25 protein-coding genes are annotated in these 18,791 nt (G+C 40.6%); 21 read left to right on the forward strand and 4 right to left on the reverse strand.

Annotation, left to right across the window (positions count from 1 at the left end):
• Positions 1-652 precede the first annotated feature (652 nt).
• The 10 genes from T491_RS0104170 (at position 653) to T491_RS0104220 (ending at position 8,116) form a co-directional block, all read left to right on the forward strand.
• On the forward strand, positions 653-1,186 hold the full coding sequence (locus T491_RS0104170; protein ID WP_028902769.1) for a hypothetical protein: 534 nt from the start codon (positions 653-655) through the stop codon (positions 1,184-1,186).
• A gap of 41 nt (positions 1,187-1,227) precedes the next feature.
• Positions 1,228-1,860 (forward strand): hypothetical protein, encoded by a 633-nt coding sequence (locus tag T491_RS0104175; protein WP_155950025.1) that lies wholly within the window; start codon positions 1,228-1,230, stop codon positions 1,858-1,860.
• Between the two features lie 4 nt (positions 1,861-1,864).
• Positions 1,865-2,911, forward strand: a complete 1,047-nt coding sequence (locus tag T491_RS0104180; protein WP_028902771.1) for a hypothetical protein — start codon at positions 1,865-1,867, stop codon at positions 2,909-2,911.
• A gap of 85 nt (positions 2,912-2,996) precedes the next feature.
• Positions 2,997-4,097, forward strand: a complete 1,101-nt coding sequence (locus T491_RS0104185) for an RDD family protein (protein WP_028902772.1) — start codon at positions 2,997-2,999, stop codon at positions 4,095-4,097.
• Positions 4,094-4,579, forward strand: coding sequence for a hypothetical protein (locus T491_RS0104190; protein ID WP_028902773.1), 486 nt, complete (start codon positions 4,094-4,096; stop codon positions 4,577-4,579). Before T491_RS0104185 ends, T491_RS0104190 begins: the two co-directional genes overlap by 4 nt.
• 19 nt (positions 4,580-4,598) lie before the next feature.
• The gene (locus T491_RS0104195) at positions 4,599-5,045 is read left to right on the forward strand and encodes a hypothetical protein (RefSeq protein WP_155950026.1); all 447 of its coding nucleotides are present in this window, start codon (positions 4,599-4,601) and stop codon (positions 5,043-5,045) included.
• A gap of 31 nt (positions 5,046-5,076) precedes the next feature.
• The gene (locus T491_RS0104205) at positions 5,077-6,363 is read left to right on the forward strand and encodes a zinc ribbon domain-containing protein (RefSeq protein WP_155950027.1); all 1,287 of its coding nucleotides are present in this window, start codon (positions 5,077-5,079) and stop codon (positions 6,361-6,363) included.
• An 8-nt stretch (positions 6,364-6,371) separates the two neighbouring features.
• Positions 6,372-7,316: an RDD family protein gene (locus T491_RS0104210; protein ID WP_028902777.1), complete on the forward strand. Its 945-nt coding sequence runs from the start codon at positions 6,372-6,374 to the stop codon at positions 7,314-7,316.
• A 7-nt stretch (positions 7,317-7,323) separates the two neighbouring features.
• Positions 7,324-7,764, forward strand: coding sequence for a zinc-ribbon domain-containing protein (locus T491_RS0104215; RefSeq protein WP_028902778.1), 441 nt, complete (start codon positions 7,324-7,326; stop codon positions 7,762-7,764).
• A gap of 25 nt (positions 7,765-7,789) precedes the next feature.
• Entirely contained in the window at positions 7,790-8,116 is a 327-nt protein-coding gene (locus tag T491_RS0104220; protein WP_028902779.1) for a hypothetical protein, read from the forward strand.
• Positions 8,117-8,253: 137 nt separating this feature from the next.
• On the opposite strand, the gene T491_RS0104225 is transcribed toward T491_RS0104220, so the two are convergent.
• On the reverse strand, positions 8,254-8,634 hold the full coding sequence (locus T491_RS0104225; protein ID WP_028902780.1) for a hypothetical protein: 381 nt from the start codon (positions 8,632-8,634) through the stop codon (positions 8,254-8,256).
• Between the two features lie 155 nt (positions 8,635-8,789).
• Here T491_RS0104225 and T491_RS16935 point away from each other — a divergent pair, with 155 nt between their 5' ends.
• The 8 genes from T491_RS16935 to T491_RS0104265 all read left to right on the forward strand — a co-directional run bounded on the left by T491_RS16935 (position 8,790) and on the right by T491_RS0104265 (position 13,044).
• Positions 8,790-9,635, forward strand: a complete 846-nt coding sequence (locus T491_RS16935) for a hypothetical protein (protein WP_051522958.1) — start codon at positions 8,790-8,792, stop codon at positions 9,633-9,635.
• Between the two features lies 1 nt (position 9,636).
• Positions 9,637-9,948 carry a 5-fold beta-flower protein gene (locus T491_RS15650; RefSeq protein WP_051522959.1) on the forward strand — a complete coding sequence of 104 codons (312 nt, stop codon included), beginning with the start codon at positions 9,637-9,639 and terminating at the stop codon, positions 9,946-9,948.
• Positions 9,949-10,081: 133 nt separating this feature from the next.
• Entirely contained in the window at positions 10,082-10,447 is a 366-nt protein-coding gene (locus T491_RS0104240; RefSeq protein WP_369699738.1) for a hypothetical protein, read from the forward strand.
• A gap of 54 nt (positions 10,448-10,501) precedes the next feature.
• The gene (locus T491_RS0104245; RefSeq protein ID WP_028902782.1) at positions 10,502-10,918 is read left to right on the forward strand and encodes a Fur family transcriptional regulator; all 417 of its coding nucleotides are present in this window, start codon (positions 10,502-10,504) and stop codon (positions 10,916-10,918) included.
• Positions 10,915-11,607 (forward strand): HAD family hydrolase, encoded by a 693-nt coding sequence (locus T491_RS0104250; protein WP_028902783.1) that lies wholly within the window; start codon positions 10,915-10,917, stop codon positions 11,605-11,607. The genes T491_RS0104245 and T491_RS0104250 overlap by 4 nt, the downstream gene beginning before the upstream one ends.
• Positions 11,604-12,002 (forward strand): thioesterase family protein, encoded by a 399-nt coding sequence (locus tag T491_RS0104255; protein WP_028902784.1) that lies wholly within the window; start codon positions 11,604-11,606, stop codon positions 12,000-12,002. The genes T491_RS0104250 and T491_RS0104255 overlap by 4 nt, the downstream gene beginning before the upstream one ends.
• On the forward strand, positions 12,002-12,814 hold the full coding sequence (murQ, locus tag T491_RS0104260; protein WP_081773232.1) for an N-acetylmuramic acid 6-phosphate etherase: 813 nt from the start codon (positions 12,002-12,004) through the stop codon (positions 12,812-12,814). The genes T491_RS0104255 and murQ overlap by 1 nt, the downstream gene beginning before the upstream one ends.
• Positions 12,811-13,044, forward strand: a complete 234-nt coding sequence (locus tag T491_RS0104265; protein ID WP_028902786.1) for a hypothetical protein — start codon at positions 12,811-12,813, stop codon at positions 13,042-13,044. The genes murQ and T491_RS0104265 overlap by 4 nt, the downstream gene beginning before the upstream one ends.
• On the opposite strand, the gene T491_RS0104270 is transcribed toward T491_RS0104265, so the two are convergent.
• A complete protein-coding gene (locus tag T491_RS0104270) occupies positions 12,989-14,074 on the reverse strand; it encodes a TIGR04133 family radical SAM/SPASM protein (RefSeq protein WP_028902787.1) in 1,086 nt (361 codons plus the stop codon). The two genes, T491_RS0104265 and T491_RS0104270, sit on opposite strands and share 56 nt — an antisense overlap.
• Positions 14,074-14,550, reverse strand: coding sequence for a radical SAM-associated putative lipoprotein (locus tag T491_RS0104275; protein WP_028902788.1), 477 nt, complete (start codon positions 14,548-14,550; stop codon positions 14,074-14,076). The genes T491_RS0104270 and T491_RS0104275 overlap by 1 nt, the downstream gene beginning before the upstream one ends.
• A gap of 148 nt (positions 14,551-14,698) precedes the next feature.
• On the opposite strand from T491_RS0104275, the gene T491_RS0104280 reads away from it, so the two are divergent.
• Entirely contained in the window at positions 14,699-15,622 is a 924-nt protein-coding gene (locus T491_RS0104280) for a DMT family transporter (protein ID WP_028902789.1), read from the forward strand.
• A 1-nt stretch (position 15,623) separates the two neighbouring features.
• Here the strand turns inward: T491_RS0104280 and T491_RS0104285 are convergent, their stop codons facing one another.
• Positions 15,624-16,130 carry a DUF3237 domain-containing protein gene (locus T491_RS0104285; protein ID WP_028902790.1) on the reverse strand — a complete coding sequence of 169 codons (507 nt, stop codon included), beginning with the start codon at positions 16,128-16,130 and terminating at the stop codon, positions 15,624-15,626.
• Positions 16,131-16,220: 90 nt separating this feature from the next.
• Between T491_RS0104285 and T491_RS0104290 the strand changes: the two genes are divergently transcribed.
• Together T491_RS0104290 and T491_RS0104295 are read left to right on the forward strand one after the other, a co-directional pair.
• Positions 16,221-16,577, forward strand: a complete 357-nt coding sequence (locus T491_RS0104290; RefSeq protein WP_155950028.1) for a hypothetical protein — start codon at positions 16,221-16,223, stop codon at positions 16,575-16,577.
• A gap of 45 nt (positions 16,578-16,622) precedes the next feature.
• Positions 16,623-18,788 carry a TonB-dependent receptor gene (locus T491_RS0104295; protein ID WP_028902792.1) on the forward strand — a complete coding sequence of 722 codons (2,166 nt, stop codon included), beginning with the start codon at positions 16,623-16,625 and terminating at the stop codon, positions 18,786-18,788.
• Positions 18,789-18,791: the final 3 nt, after the last annotated feature.

Below are 18,791 nucleotides of genomic sequence, written 5' to 3' on the forward strand. Positions count from 1 at the left end.
AGGCAATGATAAAATCTTTAAATGTTGTGTTTGACATATAGTTAATGAATTTGGATGTTTGTCTTAGTATTAATTTCTCTCATATTGCAGAGATATAGCGATTTATTTTAATTCCCAAATTTTAAGGCTTGAAGGGGTAAAGATTTAAGGATTCATAACAGTTCAAGGTGTATTAGAGCTTTAAATGGTGCATAATATAAGCGGTGAAAATTTCTCGACTTGCACCGATTCTAAGCACCAAAGCAGTCCGTCAAGATTTGATACGTGTGGTCATATCAATTTGTATCATGCTCTCAAGGCACAAAAAATGAGGATATGCTCTTGATGGCATACCCTCACATATAACAAAGAGGATGTCGCGGTATTTCGTACAAATACATTACGTTACCATAATGCTTCGTCTTATTATTCTCCCCAGTCTTACGATATGGGGCATCCTCTTATGGTAAAGGAGAACAAGGATGTTGCTAGCTAGGAATGCATCAGATGCATGGGGGACACCCTTAATCTCCATAAGTGGTGCAAAGGTAGACATAATAGGTGGATTAGCCAAAGATTTGATGATTAAAATAGTATTTTTCATGTTTATTGTTGGAACTTTGAAAAGGATTTCCTAAATTTGCAGCAGATTAAGAACTAAAACTAATAAGTTATGAAGAAGAATATTTGTATTCTGCTTTTGAGCATACTCCCTCTAATCTCGTTCGGACAGATTAGAAGAAATCTTGATGGTGTGACATTGGGTAAAACGACTAAACAAGAGGTGGTTGATTATTTTAGAAATAAAGGGATTCCATACTCATTTTCTAAAATTGGTACTTACAATGCTGTAAGTAGTAAAGATGGAAGAGCATTTGGTGGTGTTTCATGGCAATTCAATGATTACGTCTTGTACAATAATATTGTTTTTCAAGTTATATATACAAAAATGAGTGGTTCTGGTCTTACAATAACAAAAGAAGAGATAGATTTAGAATTCAACAGCTTGTTTTTATCATTAAAACGCAAGTACGGCTCCTATTTTAAGAGTTCAAAGAGTAATAAAGACACAAAGGAATTTAGTGATTCTTCTGTAAGTATCTCGTTAAGGAGGGGGTATTATCAAGGACATTATATGTTTTCCATTGAATATACTGACAGAAAGCTAATGGAAAAGTCTTTTATGAAGAACTACGATGATTTATAACTGATATTATTTGAAGCTATCTACATACAAATCCCTTAGTTATGAAGCGATTAATAAGCATTTTGTGGATGTTAATGGCAGTATTTTATTGCGCTGCTCAGAATACCCTATACACATGCAACAGCAAGTATAAGATAACATTACCCAATAAGCTTGAACTACAATCGTCTGAACTAAATAGTGTCAAGAGATTGGCAGCCTCACAGGTTGGCATAAAGACCCTATCTGGTCACATAACCTTCCAACAAAAGGGACTAAACAGCAATACAAAGGAGGCGTATAACAAGTACGTGCGTGTCATTGTTGAGTATTTTGAGGAAGATAGACAAGACCCTACTTATGGCATAGGGGATAAGGTCGTAGTAAACAAGGATGTACTCTATGCCGTAAACGAGGCAGCAGAAGCAAACTGTAAGGCATCAAAGACTCCGCTTATTAAAGTCATATCCGTCGAGCCGCTAACGATTAATGGCTTCCCCACTCTTTATTTCTCTTACAAGCGTAAAGGATGGGAAGGGAAGCAACCGCCTGTGATAGTAAACGTTTATAGAATCTTCAATAAGTACGAGAGTGTTACACTAACGTTTTCTTATCGAGAATCCGAACGTGAACTTTGGAATAGTATTCATAGCAATATAATTAAGAGCTTTACCTTTTATAACAAATACAAATAATAATATGAAGAAAGTCTCCCTTGTCATAGTTGTCGTTCTAACGATTTCCATCCTAGCAGTTGGTATTGTGTTTAGGAATCTTTTCAATAAGATTCCAGATGAAGCTACTAAACTGTTTGAGAATAACAAGAAAGAAATGCTTTCTTTAGCCAACAAACAAGTGGATAGCTTGTTTGTTAATGGAGACACCAACATCTATCCTATATATTTCAATTGTAAACCAAGATACGTGGAAGGAAATCCATGGGTAAACTCAGGAACTTCATTTCGTGAAATCCTTTATCCCACAAAATACGAAGATAGATTGCCAAAAGACATTATATCAACTTACCATTTTGCCCCTGAGAATCCTGGTTATAGAATTGGGAAAGATATTGTAGAGGGAATTAAGATGGAGATTAAATTAAAGAACACAAATAAAGAAAAGAAAGGTGGTATACAAGTTGATTGGAAAGGCATTTGGCAATCTGGTTGGGCTTTGGGAGTCAATGAGCGTTGGGGGGATGGTATTATACAATATATCATTATCCCTTACGCTGTTTCTTTCCGTAAGCAAAACTATGGAATCTTGGGTGATTATCTTACTATAGAAAGTTCGTTGGAATCAGCATACAAATTCCTCACAGATAGTCCTCAGTCTGATTTTAAGGGGAACATAGTTCCTGACATCAACAACTTTGTATATGAGCCACTTATACATAACGATTACTATTGTTTATTGCCGAAAAAAGTAGACCAATTTATCCCAAGAACAACAATTACAGAGAGTCCAGCCTACTCTCACTATATTATTGATGAGTTTTCTTACGTCTTTATTAGGGCTTTAGGAATAAAAAAATATGAGCTTGTGTTACAAGAAGAGCATGTGAACTACCTAAAGGATGAATACATAAAAAAGGAGAGAGAATCTATAAAAGAATACGGCATAATAGTGTGTGGTGGTCTTGGTATTATATGGGGCATATTCCTTATTATCCTCATAATAGTATCAAATAAACAGCAAGCATCCCTCACTAATCGCATGGGTTTGAAGTGCATTGAGCATGGATAACCCATGTTTTTTGTTTATCCTCTTGGACTTTTGGAGAATAATCTCTAAATTTGCAGCAGATTAGAAACTTAAAACAATATAAGATATGAAATCAATGTCATTATTCAGACGTTTTATCGGAGGCTTAATAGATAAGTTATTAATACTTATCATCTTTCTCCTGGGCTTTGCGGCAATAGAAGGAAATAAAAGTATAGATAGAGGTCTGACATATCTTTCAATAGGGAACAATTCTCCATCTATGTATGAATATGCGACCTTAGACTGCTTATACATAATCGACATTGGCTTTCCTGTTAAATATAGTTCTAAGTCAGAACAAGAGCTTCTAGAAAGGTATTCGAATACTGATTATGTTGGGATGGTTAGGTCATTCGATTTGACAATAACATCCTCATTTATTGTCTTGAATATCCTATATTATCTTCTTTTTGAAATATTTCTTAGTGCATCGGTAGGAAAATATATAATGAAAGGCCGTGCTGTAGAAGCTTTGCTTGGTGAAAGGATAACAGTTACAGATGCATTTAAGAGAGCAATAATATTGGGTCTTTTGATGTTCTTGGCTGTCTGGCTACGTTTTGTTTTTGATGTAAGTTATACGATAGTTATAGTGGCGTTTTTCCTCATTATTGACATCCCTATATTCTTCAAGCGTAGGTCTCTCATTGATATACTTTCTAAAGTAACTTACGTGGGATTAGAAAAGCAATCAAGTAAGGTTACTGATGGGGAAGTCGTTAATGAAAGCATTGTGGTAAAAGAGTTTGGAAAAGACCTTCCTACTCTACAAGAAAAGATGCTAGAGACAGCTAATGACATTAAGAAAAGGTCAAAGTTAACTTTTAATATCCCTTTTTTCTCATTTTCAAGGACAAGAGACTACTCCAAAGTGAAGAAAGCTCTAATTTATATTTATCTAATTTGGCTTGCAGTAAACATTACAGCATTAGTTTATGCTTTGGCAAACCCACACTGTTATTATACCACAACCATGGGTGATTGGTTTGAAACAGTCCGCGTACCTCATAAAGATACAAGTTCCTTTTTTCCATTTGAAAGCTATTATGTTAATAACTATGATTTTTCTGAGTTCATAGTTTATACTATAGCAGTTCCCTTGGTTTTGTTTGCTATGATAAAACTATATCTGTTATTTAACCCTCGAAATACCTCAAATCAGTGATAAGAAAACTATTTCATATAATAATCGCAGTTCTTTCTCTCACTGCTTGCAAGAATGGGACACAGAATGTCGTGTCTCAAGAAGTGGAAGTGGATTCCGCTGATATTGTAAGCAGTCCAATATACCATCAACTGCTTGAGGAACTTGATTCTACAGAGATATACGATGATTCCATCTTGTACGGCTATTGGTTCAAACCACATGAGGCATGTGATGTGAACATATTCTTTCATAAGAACGGCAGATTTGAGTTCAAATACTACATTGTTGAGAATGACACCACCATCATTGATGTGGTAAAGAAGGGTACGTTCAAAATCGGTGAAGCCGATGTAAACAAGGCTAGAGTAGTTACAATGGTTGCGGATGACGGATGGGATGGCAATGTGTTCAATGGAACAATACATTATAGATGTAATAGAACCCACTACTACCTAGAAGATAAGAAAAGTGGGCTGTATTTGGTGAAAGGAAGTGATTAATCGATAATACAAGTAGGTTATGACTAGAAGGAACTTTGCGATATGGTTCGCCATATTCTCTCTCTTGCAGTGGCCACTAGCTTATAGCCACTATAGCTTCATTGATTTGATATTATCAATGGTCATCATGGCTGTGATGTTTTCAAATATATTTGGCATTGCATTGGTTTGCATGATATTAGGATGGAAAGGTAGAGAGTTGTGGCTTTATTTCCATGACAAGTCTCTATGGATTAAAGATTACGCATCAGAATTTGTAGCAGAGAGGATTGGTTTTGATATTTCATTCTGGGTATATGACCTTTTACCATTGGTCTTAGCTCTAGTAATTCTTTTGCATCATTACTTTTGTTACAAGCGGTGCAAGAACATGGGGATTAGGGCATGGTGGATTTTGGTTCCGCTATACAATCCGATTATGCTGCTGTATAAGAAGTCAAAGGCAGATAGTGAAGAAACGGTCTAGAATTAGTATTAACTCAAAAAAGATATATAATATGTATTGCAAGTACTGTGGTGAGCAAATTGCCGATGATTCCATTTTTTGTTCTAGTTGTGGAGCAAGTCAAGATTTGGGTTCTGCAAATGCCAAAAGGCATGAACAAACGCAATCAAGTAATGAAAATGGTCAAAGAAGTAACAAACTTAATATGGTCTTCTTTATTATATTTGTTATTCTTATCTCTATGCATGTTCATTATTCAATTTCTTATGCAAATTACAAGAACTATTATACAGTTGGACAGCATAATTATAGTCCTATATATCATGATATTGAGCGCTTTGCTGGATGTGGTTACAATTTGTCAAGTTATGAGGAATCTAGTGAGGTAAAAGAATTAATGATTTCGAGTAACATATTTGGGAGTTATATATCAACATTGGGTTTTCAAGATAAAGTTATAGATTACACTTACATGTATTATTATCAATGTTATATTAATACATATGATATTAGTAATCTTACATCTATTTTGGGGAATAATGACAAAGTATACGAACGGTGTTTGTCTCGGTTGGCACAAATAACAAATGCTAAGGAAATCTCAATAACAAATGGCAATATTAAGGCAATAACATGGTATGGAAAGGGTAGTGTCCCAACAAAGTATTTAGGTCTTTGTGCAAACGAAAGACTCTACATAATTGCGGCTCAATCTGAAAAGAACCTTGAATATCGTTCAGATTGGTTATTCTCTTTATTTGACTTTACCTATTATCCAAATATTAAGTCTTATATAACCATTTTCTTGATTTTGGGATGTCTGATTGGTATCTTATGTATTTTATTTTTTGCAGTAAATACGAACAAATATATTAAATTGCCTATTTTAAACAGATATGCGTTCAGCTTATTTATTGTGAGTGTATGTTCTATAGTCATTAATGCTATTATTGCAATTGTAATTTCAAACAAACTTGATGACATGGTTTCCTATACATGGCAAATAATCATTCTGATTGGTGCAGACATAACAGCCATTTTGTCATCACTTTATTTGAGTACTTTTTATTTTAGAGCATCTAAAATGAAATGGGATAGCTATTATTTAGTCCCCTCCTTTTTAAAAAGCGACTTTTACAATAATATGTTGGGTAATAAATCAAAAAGAAGTTTTATTAAGTGGGTGTGTTATCCTATGATGATTCTTTCTTTATTACCTTTTGGAGCTTTTATTATTATTATTTATTCGCTTCCACTTTTTATGTATATAACATATAAAAGATGGCAAAAATGGGCTTGCGCTTCTCAAACATGTAGTCAAGATGAATATAATAAATAGAATAGCGTATGTATTGTAAACATTGTGGAAAAGTAATTGCAGATGACTCCAAATTCTGTAGGTATTGTGGGACAAATCTTGTTGATGTAAGTCTTGTAGAAGACACCCCCAATGTCTCTCAAAGTATTGAAACCAAAGCAGAGACGGTTGAATCTTCCAATGATAACGTGATAAAGGTGGTGTCTGATAATACTGAGCATTCTGTTAGTTCTGAACCAATAGTAGAAAAGGAAGCTATTGTAGAAGAGATGTCCGAACCTATCAAAAATGGGGAACTACCTTTGGTCCGTAGATTCTTTGGAAGCTTGATTGACAAGGTGTTTATCCTTATAATAGCGGTGCTTGGATATATCGCATGTAAACCCTATGCTGGTCCTGGGGATATTGGAAGTTTTATTGGATTAATGAATGCGAAGCCAAGCAATTTCGAATATATTGATAAAATTGAAATTGACTCTTATGGTAATGTTTATTCTGGGATAGACATTGAATACCAAATGAAGGCTAGAGAAGAAAGTGATGTTCCCTATATAGGATATACTAAAGATTTTGATATGAGAATGTGCTCAATCTTCATTATCGTTAATGTCATCTACTTCATTTTGTTTGAATTGACGTTGCGTTCATCGCCTGGAAAGGCGATGCTAGGTGGAAAATTGCTTGATAAAAATAGTAATAAGCTTAGTTTATGGAGAGTCCCCTTTAGAAGTATTATATTGGGTGTGTTAGCTTATCTCTTGGTGTTGTTATTCCGTTATGGATGTGACCTGAGTTATTACTCTGTAACAGCCTTTTTCTTCATTATCATGGATTACACTTTGTTCGTGAATAAGCGTTCTTTCATCGATATTTGTACAGGAACAAGGTATGCCGATGTAATTACCAAAAAGGATTTGAAGGGTAAGTATGGTGAGCCAGATATTTTAGTTAAGAAGAAACAATCAAAAGAATAATAAGATTATGTATTGCAAGCATTGTGGTAAGCAAATAACTGACGATTCACTCTTTTGTCAGTTTTGTGGTGGTAAGCAAGATGCCCCATCAGCAATTGAAGATAGAGATGTCGTTAAAAACACGTCTAACAATAATGCTGATAGTTCTTCGACATTATTGAGTAAGGAAAAGAAGAAATATGTGGTACTGTACGCTATCTGGACTATACTTCATTGTGTTTGTTGGATGTTTGGTCTTCCTTTTAAACCTGGTGCTTTTGGGTTCTCTCCTCAATCAAAATTCTATCCTTTTACGCAGAACAGTTATGATAATAACTATTTTGACGTAGATTATTATGATAGCACAGAATTCTTGGTGTATGTCTTACTAATACCTCTTGCTATGTATTTTTACTTCCAATATTGCCATAAGCCATTAATTAGAAAAATTAAAGGCAATAAGAAGTAATAGATTACATAACACATTTAAATGGATGGAGAAAGAGAAGAAGTATAGAAGACTAAGGGAAACTCTTGGGTATATAATTAGTCTAATTTGGGATGTATTTAAATACGTCTTATTTGTGTTGTTGCCAGTTGCTGCCATTATTGTTGGAGAAGTTTTCGGTATTATAGCAAAAGTTGTAATATTCATTGTGTCACTATATTTTATTTCCTTCTTAATTTTTGAAGCGATAAAGCGTAAAAGTGAACCAGACTTCAAAGATTTGTTCAAATTCGATACATTCTTCTTCTTTGTAATCTGCTTTGTCATTACAGCTATTATTCGTTTATATTGTTTATTTGTATATCACGTTTAAACGTTCACTTAGTACAGAAGTGAAATTTATAAAATCGTCTGGAGTGCCTTTATTTATTAGCATTTCAGACGATTTCCTATATATCAAATCCTGACGGATATGTTTCTTACCTTTATGGGTGAAGCTAAATGAAAGTTTTATAGGTCTTCATCAAGGTACATGAAGTTCTGCGGTGCTGTGAAGCCTTGTAGGGCTTTCTTGGGGTCGATTGGGTCAATCTTAACCACTTTATCAATCTCGATGGCATAAGCCTTTGTATGCCCCTTAAAATACTCTTGGTACAGTTTCTTGGTGATGCCACCATGCTCATGGGTCTGATTCCATATCATCGATGGGGTATCATTTATGATACGTTTGACGGTAAAGTAGCCGATAACCTTGCAAATTGGCTTCGAGGCGTAGATATACACCTTGTCTATGTCAGTGCGCTTGAATACCCTTTTGCGGTACTCATACACCTTCTTGCTTTCAAATATGGATTGACAGAAGGTTGGTCGGATGGATAAAATCACATTCATTGCGCACGTACATTATTATATTAATGATGGCGCAAAGTTACTAGAAAAGAATGAATCCTGCAACTGGATTCACAAATAAGCATAAAAAAATCAACCACTTGAAATGAATATGAGGGAAAATGAGTATTTTTGTACCCAAATAAAGATGTGACTTGATGAAAAAGAATTGGTTGGTTTTTGCTAGAAGGGAAAAGTGCCATCACAGAGAAGCACTAGAAAAGCTGCACTTTATAGATTGGACTATGGAGTATAACAACTTTTCAGTCGGTGACATTGTTTATATCTATCCCACAAATGAAGATGGTATAAAGTTTAAGACTGAGGTTGTTGCCCAAAACTGTAAGCGTAAAGATGGTGATTATTGGGTTGATAAGAATAATATAGATTCATTTCCTACCTACAGACTTGAATTAAGGAAAGAATACTTTGGTGATAAGTTGTCCGAAGAAGATTTAAGACGGTACGGTTTTAAAGGAGGTCAAAGCAAAAGGCGTCCTCTATACAACAAGCCAGAAATGTTTGCCTATATAGAAACCGTATTCAATGGTTCTACCCATGTTAAGGTTTGCGGTGATAAGGTTGAAGAACAGATACGTTCTGGTCAATCCTTTGGCTATGGCGGTGAGGGTGATTCTCACAAAGAGCTTAAAGAATACATCTTTAACAATCCCAATGTCATAGGAATCGAGGAATACACAGAGAAAGGAACAGAGCGTATCTTATTGTCGGCAGACCGCATTGATGTATGGTTTAAGTTGGCTGATGGTTCATGTGTCGCTGTTGAAGTGAAGTCTCACAAATCAACAGAGGCAGACATTTTACGTGGAATATTTCAATGTGTCAAATACAAGGCTATCATGGATGCAGAGGACAAGGTTCATCGTTCTGAGGCATCTAATTCAAGCATATTGGTACTTGGTGGCACATTGTCAGAGCATAACAAGTATTACAGTGATATGCTAGGGGTCACTGTCATTGATAACGTTAAAATCGTGAAATGAAATGATGAAGCGGTTAATATTGTTTTTCCTCATGGTTCTGTGTATGGCTACTGTTAGCCTTGCTCAGACATGCAGAGACAAGAATAATATGACCATTGGAAAGATAGAATCCGATGGAATTGTACGTAATGCCTCAAACATGAAGATTGGCTCAATCGAGAGCAACGGCACTGTTAGAGACGCAAGCAATATGAAAATTGGCAGCGTGGAATCCAACGGTACTGTTAGGGATGGGTCAAATATGAAGATAGGCAGCGTGGAAGGTGTAAACCAAACCTATGCGGCAGTGTTTTACTTCTTTAATCTGTTCTGATATGGGAATGATGCAGTCATATACATATTATGGCGGTTTCTCTCAAAACATGGGAAACTTCTACAATATACCACAAAAATTACAGCCCCCTAAAATCTTTGAGTTTATGGATTTGCATATTGAAGTACCGGTTGTGCCGTTTAAGCAACTCTCACAGATGGCTCCTGGCGAGTCGAGCGCAACGATTCGTGCGCGTGTGATAGCTGCTCGTAAGCGACAGGAGGTTCGTTACGATTCTTTTAAGGGCGTCTATTGTAATGCACAGATGACAGAGCGCATGATTCACCAGTTCTGTGAACCTGATGAGGCCAGCTTGAGTATGTTGCGTATGGCGATGGAAAGGCTTCATCTGAGTGCTCGTGCCTATAATCGTATCTTGAAGGTTGCTCGTACCATTGCCGATTTGGAGGGTTCAGAGAATATTCAATCTCATCATATTGCAGAAGCTATCGGATATAGAAATCTTGATAGAGGAGATTGGGCAGAAAGAGGCTTTTAAATTTGGATAATTGATAATTTATTGGTATTTTTGCACCCATAATTGATAGCGCTTATGGAGAGTCATGATTATGAGAAACTGCTTATAGAGCATGGTGTGAAACCTACTGCTAACCGCATGATGGTGGTCAAGGCGCTTGATGCCTCGATGTTGCCACAGTCTATGGCTGAGCTGGAACGTAGAATAGATTCCATTGATAAATCCAATATCTTTCGTACATTGCAACTATTCCGCGAGCACCATTTAGTACATGCTATCGATGGTGCTGCTGATGGTTTGCGATTCGAGCTTTGTCATAGTCATCATAACGACCACGATGACGATTTGCATCCGCACTTCTACTGTGAACAATGCCAGCAAACTTACTGTTTGGATGGCGTGAGAATGCCTGCTATTGAACTCCCTGAAGGCTTTGAGGGCCACTCGAGTAATTATATGATTAAGGGGACCTGTCCACATTGCAAAAAATGAAAATAGATTATCAGAACCTCCGAGCTATCGTCTTCGATGCCGATGATACCTTGTGGGATTGCCAAAGTCATTTCGAAGCAGTAGAGAAGCACCTCTACAAGTTGATTGCGCCCTACTGTGACGATCCTGCCCATGAATTGTTTGTGACCGAATCGGCTAATATGGCAGATTTGGGCTATGGCTGCAAAGCTTTTACAATCTCTATCATCGAAACGGCACTCCGTGTGGGCGGAAGTCATCTCTCAGATGTTGAGTTAGCAGAACTGCTGACGCATAGCAAATCTTTGTTACATCTGCCTGCTATGCCGCTTCCTGGCGTAGAGGAAACCCTGCAGCGCTTACAAGCCTATCCTTACCGTTTGGTGGTGTTTACGAAGGGTGAGTTGCAGGATCAGGAGAACAAATTGCATCGCAGTCACTTGGATAAGTATTTCTCGCATGTGGAGATTACCTCGAATAAGACAGAGTATGAGTTTCAGCAGCTCTGTCAGCGCTTGGACATCCAACCTCATCAGATGCTGATGGTGGGTAATTCGCTGAAGAGTGATATCGCTCCAGCACTCAATATCGGTGCCTGGGCGATTCACATTCCTTTCCATGTTACTTGGCAACTCGAACATTCAGAAGATATCGAGCATGAGCGACTAATCAAGATTACGCAATTTAAAGACATATTGAAACACTTATGAACTATATTTTCGAAACCCGCATGGAAGTGCGCGACTATGAGTGCGATATAGAGGGCATTGTTAACAATGCTAATTATTTACACTACGCCGAACATACGCGCCATTTGTTCCTTCGTAGCCTGGGCGTAAGTTTTGCTGAGCTCCATAATCAGGGCATTGATGCTGTTGTTGCTCGTATGAATCTGCAGTATAAAACTCCTTTGCGCTGCGACGACGAATTTATATCTCGTCTTGCTCTTACCAAGGAGGGAATCAAGTACGTTTTTCACCAGGCAATCTATCGTGCCAGCGACGAGAAACTTTCGTGGAAGGGTGACATCGAATTGGTTTGTCTTGTAAATGGTCGTTTGGCAAACAGTCCTGAGTACGACGAGGCTTTTAAGGCCTATATCTGATGAATATAAAGGATAAGATTACAGAACAGGCATCGCATTACGACCATTTGGAGCAGATGGAGGTCAGCGAGGTGCTGAGGTGCATCAATCAGGAGGATAGGTTGGTGGCCGAGGCTGTGGGGCATGTGCTGCCACAGATAGAGGCATTGGTGCAGACCATCGAACAAAGAATGAAACGCGGTGGACGGCTCTTCTATGTGGGCGCAGGTACCAGCGGGCGTTTAGGTGTGCTTGATGCCAGCGAACTGCCACCAACCTATGGTGTACAGCCCGGTAGGGTGATAGGCTTGATTGCTGGTGGTGATGAGGCCTTACGACGTGCTGTAGAGCATGCTGAGGACAATAAAGAGCAGGGTTGGAACGACTTGATGCGCTATCAACCTACCGCCGATGATACGGTGATAGGTATCGCAGCCTCAGGTACTACGCCTTATGTGATAGGTGCTATCGAGGGCGCCCGTCAGCAGGGTTTGCTTACCGGTTGTATAACCAGCAATCACAATACCCCTCTGGCTGCAGTCGCTGAGTATGCTATAGAGACGATTGTTGGACCAGAGTTTGTAACAGGCTCCAGTCGTATGAAGAGTGGTACAGCCCAAAAAATGGTGTTGAATATGATTTCTACTGCCCTGATGATACGCATGGGGCGTGTAGAGGGCAATCGTATGGTGAAAATGCAGCTCACCAACGAGAAACTCATTGATCGCGGCACCCGCATGATAGCTGATGAGCTGGGCATTAGTTATGATGAAGCTCGCCAGAGATTATTAGCTGTGGGAAGTGTGGATATGGTATTAAAGCAAGAGAAATGAAAATTAAAAAGTTTAAGCTTAAGGCCATCAACAAGATGCTGACGCTGCTTGGCTTCAGTTCTGTGGCATTTGTGTTTACTGCTTGTTATGGTACAAAACCTTGTGACTATCGTGAGGAGATGGCAGATAGTCTGAGTGTCGCTTTCAGCCGTGCTGCTGGCGACTCGGTAGAAGTTACTCAGCAATCTGTTGCAGACGTTTCAGATGGCACAACAGCAGATGCCCGTTAGCATCGCGTAGGTGCATACCATTGCCTTGGCAATAGCGGAAGTATTTGCAGTCCTTGCACTCGCCGTTGCGCATCCATTCGCGGTTGCGATAGGGTGTATAGCGGTTCTCCCAAACCTCCATAAAGTCATCCTCGTAGATGTTGCCCTGATGATAGTCGGCACGTATGCTGGCACAGGCTGCTATGGAGCCATCGGCCATTACTGAACCTACGGTAATGCCGGCCTGACAGCTGAAGAACCTGCTGCGGGCCTCGCCCTCATAGTTGCCAAGAAATCCTTCGCATCCATAATCGGCGCAGATACGCCCCTCCTTTCTTGTTTCACGGATGAAATCAAACACCCTGTGAAACTGCTCATTGGTCAGGCGCATATCTGGGTCGAGTGCAGCACGCCCTACTGGGAAAACAGTAAACAATCGCCAGCGCTGTACACCTTTTGAAATCAGGAATTCCTTAATGTCGTTCAGCTGCGTATAGTTTCGACGGTTCACGCAGGTTACGATATCAAATACAAACCCTTTGGTGGCTACCAGCATATCGATGGCGTTGCTCACCATCTGAAAGCTCTGCGTGTTGCCACGCATCCAGTTGTGGTTATCCTCTAAGCCGTCCAGACTAATGGCCATCGAGTGGATGCCTGCCCGTAGCAGATTCTGCCAGCGTTGGGGTGTCAGATGCAGGGCGTTGGTTACCATTCCCCAGGGGAATCCCTTATCGTATATCGCACGACCACATTCCTCAATGTCCTGTCGCATCAGTGGCTCTCCACCAGATATGATGACAAAAACCTTGTGTGGATCGGTTTTCTGGGCGATGCTGTCGAGTACTCGCAGAAAATCTTCCTTAGGCATGTCACGACTTTCCGATTTCATCTTGCAGTCGCTGCCACAATGGCGGCATTTCAGATCGCAACGCAGTGTACACTCCCAGAACAATTGTTGCAGGGGATGCTCCTTGCGAACCATTTCTTCCTTCTGTCGCCAGAGTTCTAAGGCCAGCTTTTTGCGAAGTGTGAGGGGAGTGGGGTTCATTATTTCTTCTTCAGTTTAATATCCTGCTTAATCGTAAAAGTGCCGTTGTTCCACGTACCATCGCCTTCTTTTATCTTCTGGGCGTTGTTGTAGTCAATGTCGATGGTATCGTTTTGGTAGGCACCATTGGCATCGCCATCCACATCTTCAACCAGTAGCTTGATTTCTTGATTCAGAGGGAAAACATTCACCGTCACATCATAGTGGCCTGCAGTATTAGTCATCACAGAGTCGATACTAAACGCATGAGTCTTATCCTCATAGATTGATATTTGTTTCACTGAAGTCTTGATGCCTTCTACAGCCTTGCCGCCCTCGTCGGTAACTGTGCCCGATATTTTATATTCGGCCGAGGGAACGCCATACATCATCACACCGTACATTTCTACAGAATTCTCCGAAGAGCAACCATAACCTAACAGCGACAGCAAGGCTGTGAGGATGGTGTTATACCAGCGATTGATTCTTACTTTCATTGTTCGATTTTATTTAAAGTGGATACAAAAGTATGAGTTTTTTCTTAAATAACTTGAACAAATGGCAAATCCTGTATCAAGAATTGCTTATTTAACGATTTTTTGTATAATTTTGCAGCCTGAAGTTTTAACGTATTTATACTAAGCAATGACTTACATAGGTGAATTGATATCGATTGGCGTAGCCTTTTCATGGACTGCTACGGCGCTTCTGAGTGAATTTGGTAGTAAACGACTGGGTAACCTTACGCTGAATGTGCTGCGTATGGGTTTTGCCTTGGTGTTTTCGTTGGCGCTGTTTTTTGTCGTAACAGGTAGCATCATGCCCCCAGGCGCTTCGGTCGAGGCTGCTAGTTGGATGCTGCTGTCGGGTGTGGTAGGCTACGTGATAGGCGATTTCTGCCTGTTTCAATGTTATATCATCATTGGTTCGCGTTACGGACAGCTGTTCATGACGCTGGCACCGCTCTCAGCCGCCCTGATGGCATGGATCACTCTCGGCCAGCAGATGAACGCCATGAGCATCCTGGCTATGCTGATTACACTGGGGGGCATCAGCATCTCGGTATTGGGTCGTGGCGAGCATCACAAGGTGGGACTGAAATTGCCACTCAATGGTGTACTCTTCGCTATTGGTGCCGCCATGTGTCAGGGTATCGGTTTGGTGCTCAGCAAGATTGGTATGGACCACTATGAGGCTTCGCTCACAGGTATGCCTGAATGGCTGGTGCCTTTCAGTGCTAATTTCTATCGCTGTGTAGCGGGTATTATAGGTTTCTCGCTGTTATTGTACTTCCGCAAGGGGTTAGAGCCTCTGCGCGAAGCTCTGCACGATCGTAAGGGCTTGGCAGTTGCCACTGCTACCACCGTGTTCGGTCCGTTTGTAGGTGTAGGCTTTTCGCTGATGGCAGTACAATATACAGCAGCTGGCATTGCCAGCACGTTAATGGCGATGACACCTATTATCATATTGCTGCCATCGTATTGGTTGTTCCACCAGAAGATAACTTGGCGTGCAGTTGTGGGTGCTGTCATCTCTGTGGTAGGTGTGAGTCTGTTCTTCTTAGGTTGACTTATTTGATGCGCCAAACGTTGAGTATTATACCCTTAAACTCGTCTGAGAAGGTGGGTGCACAGACAAACAGTGAATTGTTCAGCCAGCCGTACTTGCTGTCAGCAGGTGCTTCGAATTGTGGTGCTGCGCGAAAGTAGAAAGTGGGTTTGCCGTCAGCGTCCTTGCCATTGGCGATGATACCGCGGTTGCGCACGTGGATGTAGATGCCGTCATCAGTCTTGATACAGTAGATGGCCTCAAGTTCTGTACGGCCTTCTGTGTTCAGCTGGTAATCTGCTCCGCCGTTCATGATGGTACCCTTTAGTTTTGGTCCTTCAAATGTACCACCTGTGATGGGAATGACTGTACGGCGTCCGTGCTGGGTGTTATCGATGCCGAAAGTTTCACCCAGTGTGACTTTGAGTTGCAGAGCAAACTCCAGCTGTGGTGCCTCTGGTACATTAATTTGTGCGCTGACCGTCATCATCCAGCCTGTCAGCAAGGCTAATAATAATACTTTCTTCATATCTGTTATGTTGTTAGTTCTGTTGCAAAGGTACAAAAAAGCAGTATTATTTATCCCTTAAATACATTTTTTTTGTAACTTTGCAGCCAAATGGCAAAACAAAGGAATAGAAGAGTAACTGCTTGGGCATTGTTATCGGTGTTTGTATCGATGATGTTGCTGTGCGGACTGCACCGGCACCATGAGGTGGTGAATCCGGCTGCAGGTTGTACGGAATGCGCCCATCATGTACATCACTCTGGCCACTTCTCTACTGCCGATGATGGCGTACACGATTGCGTGATATGTCAGTTTATTGGTCTTGGTTATACAATGGCTGAGGTGTTGACTATAGTTATTCCTGTTAGTTTTGTCATAATGGTGTGGCGTCGTGGCTGTAGCTGTATCATCAGTCGTGCCAGTCGCCAGAATTCTTCTCGTGCGCCTCCCTTCATTCTGTTTACATAATTAGAGATCTTTATACAGAACTTTTATTTAATGACAGAAAACAGAATGAAGAAGATATTTATCATCCTGCCTTTGCTGGCTATAGGCATGTCGGCTTTGGCACAAACTGAACGTGAACATAAACATCCGAATGATTCAAGCGATGTTTTTTATAAGCATTTGAAACTGAACGACCTGATTGTAACAGGCGTTACAGGCGATACCAAATTGAAACATGCTACGGCGCCTGTTAGTATTGTTACCCCCAAGGTGTTGCACGCTACTGCGTCAACCAATATCATTGATGCCATTGCTCGTCAGCCAGGTGTCAGTCAGATAACGACTGGTAGCGGAATTTCGAAACCAATTATCCGTGGTTTGGGCTATAACCGTGTGGTGGTGATAAGCGAAGGTGTACGACAGGAAGGACAACAATGGGGCGACGAGCATGGCATAGAGGTTGATGGTAGCACTGTAAACTCAGTAGAGATTCTGAAAGGTCCTGCCTCGTTGATGTATGGATCCGATGCAATGGCTGGTGTGGTCATTCTGCACGAAGAACCTACCTTGGCCGAGGGCGAGATGAAAGCACATGCGGGCACAGAGTATCAGTCAAACAATGGGCTGTTTGGTTATCATCTTTCGATGGCTGGCAATCAACAGGGATTTGTATGGGATGCGCGATATAGCGAGAAGATGGCTCACGCATATAAGAATAAGTACGATGGCTATGTGCCTGGCTCGCAGTTTCGTGAGCGTGCAGGCCGCCTGATGCTAGGTATGAATAAGCAGTGGGGACATTCGCGCCTCACGGCTACAGCTTATCACCTGACACCAAGTATTATTGAAGGTGAGCGAGATGAGGAAACGGGCGATTTAATCGCAGAATACTCGCCACTTACCTCCTACAGCAAGACCCTGCCTTTCCAACAGGTAAAACATTTTAAGTTGGTGAGCGACAACTCAATTAACCTTGCTAATGGCTATCTGAAAGCCATTATCGGTTATCAGCAGAACCGTAGACAGGAGTTTGAGGAGAGTGCTGATGAATACGAACTATATTTCAAGATGCATACGCTGACTTATGATGTGCGCTACGTGACTCACGAGTGGGATGGTTGGAAGTTGTCGGCAGGTATCGGTGGTATGTACCAGCGCTCGGTGAACAAGGGCGAGGAGTATCTGATTCCAGATTATCGTCTGTTCGATTTCGGTCTGTATACTACGGCCACCAAGCAGATAGGCGACAAATGGACGTTTAATGGAGGCTTTCGCTATGATCATCGTCGGTTGTATGGTGATGGTCTGATGGAGGACGGTGAGATTCGTTTTGTTGATTTTAGTCGCCATTTCAACGGATTTACCGGTAGTATTGGTGCTGTCTGTAATATCAACGACCAGTGGAATTTGCGTTTGAATTTGGCTCGTGGCTTCCGTACGCCCAACATGAGTGAGCTGGCTTCTAACGGTGTGCACGAAGGCTCTATTCGCTATGAATTGGGTACTCAGAAACTGAAGGCAGAATACAGCTTGCAGGCTGATCTTGGCATCGATTTAACCTCAGAATTTGTCTCAGCCCAGTTGGCATTGTTTGCTAACCGCATTGATAATTACATTTTTACCCATCGCCTGCCAGAAGAGATAGAGGAGGGATATCTTACTTATGCTTATACACAGGGTGATGCACGATTATTGGGATTTGAGGCTGTTATCGACTTCCATCCCGTTCATTCAGTTCATTTCGGCAATACGTTCTCGTTTGTCGATGCCCAATTGTTGCACCAGTCGGCGGAGACTAAATATCTACCATTTACACCTGCACCAAGATGGACTTCTGAACTAAAGTGGGAGTTGATGCACCATTCACATCCGACAGTGGGACATCACCAGCATGCCACACATGCCACGAATAGTCTGAAACTGAATAACTTATATGTTTCGGCTGGTATCGAGTGTTACTTGAAACAGAGTCATATTTACTGTGCTGATCAAACCGAGACATATACACCCAGCTACCTGTTGTTGAACCTGCAGGCAGGAACCGACATCCAGATAGGTAAAAAGAAGATTGCCGAGTTTTATGTTACAGCCGACAATTTGTTGAATAAGGCCTATCAGAACCACCTGAGTAGACTGAAATATGCCGAATTCAACGTATTAACAGGACGTCAAGGTGTGTATAATATGGGACGTAACATCACGATGAAACTGGTGATTCCTATTAATATTTAACTT

It is taken from the genome of Prevotella sp. P6B4 (assembly GCF_000619985.1).
In the GTDB taxonomy this organism is placed as follows: Bacteria; Bacteroidota; Bacteroidia; order Bacteroidales; family Bacteroidaceae; genus Prevotella.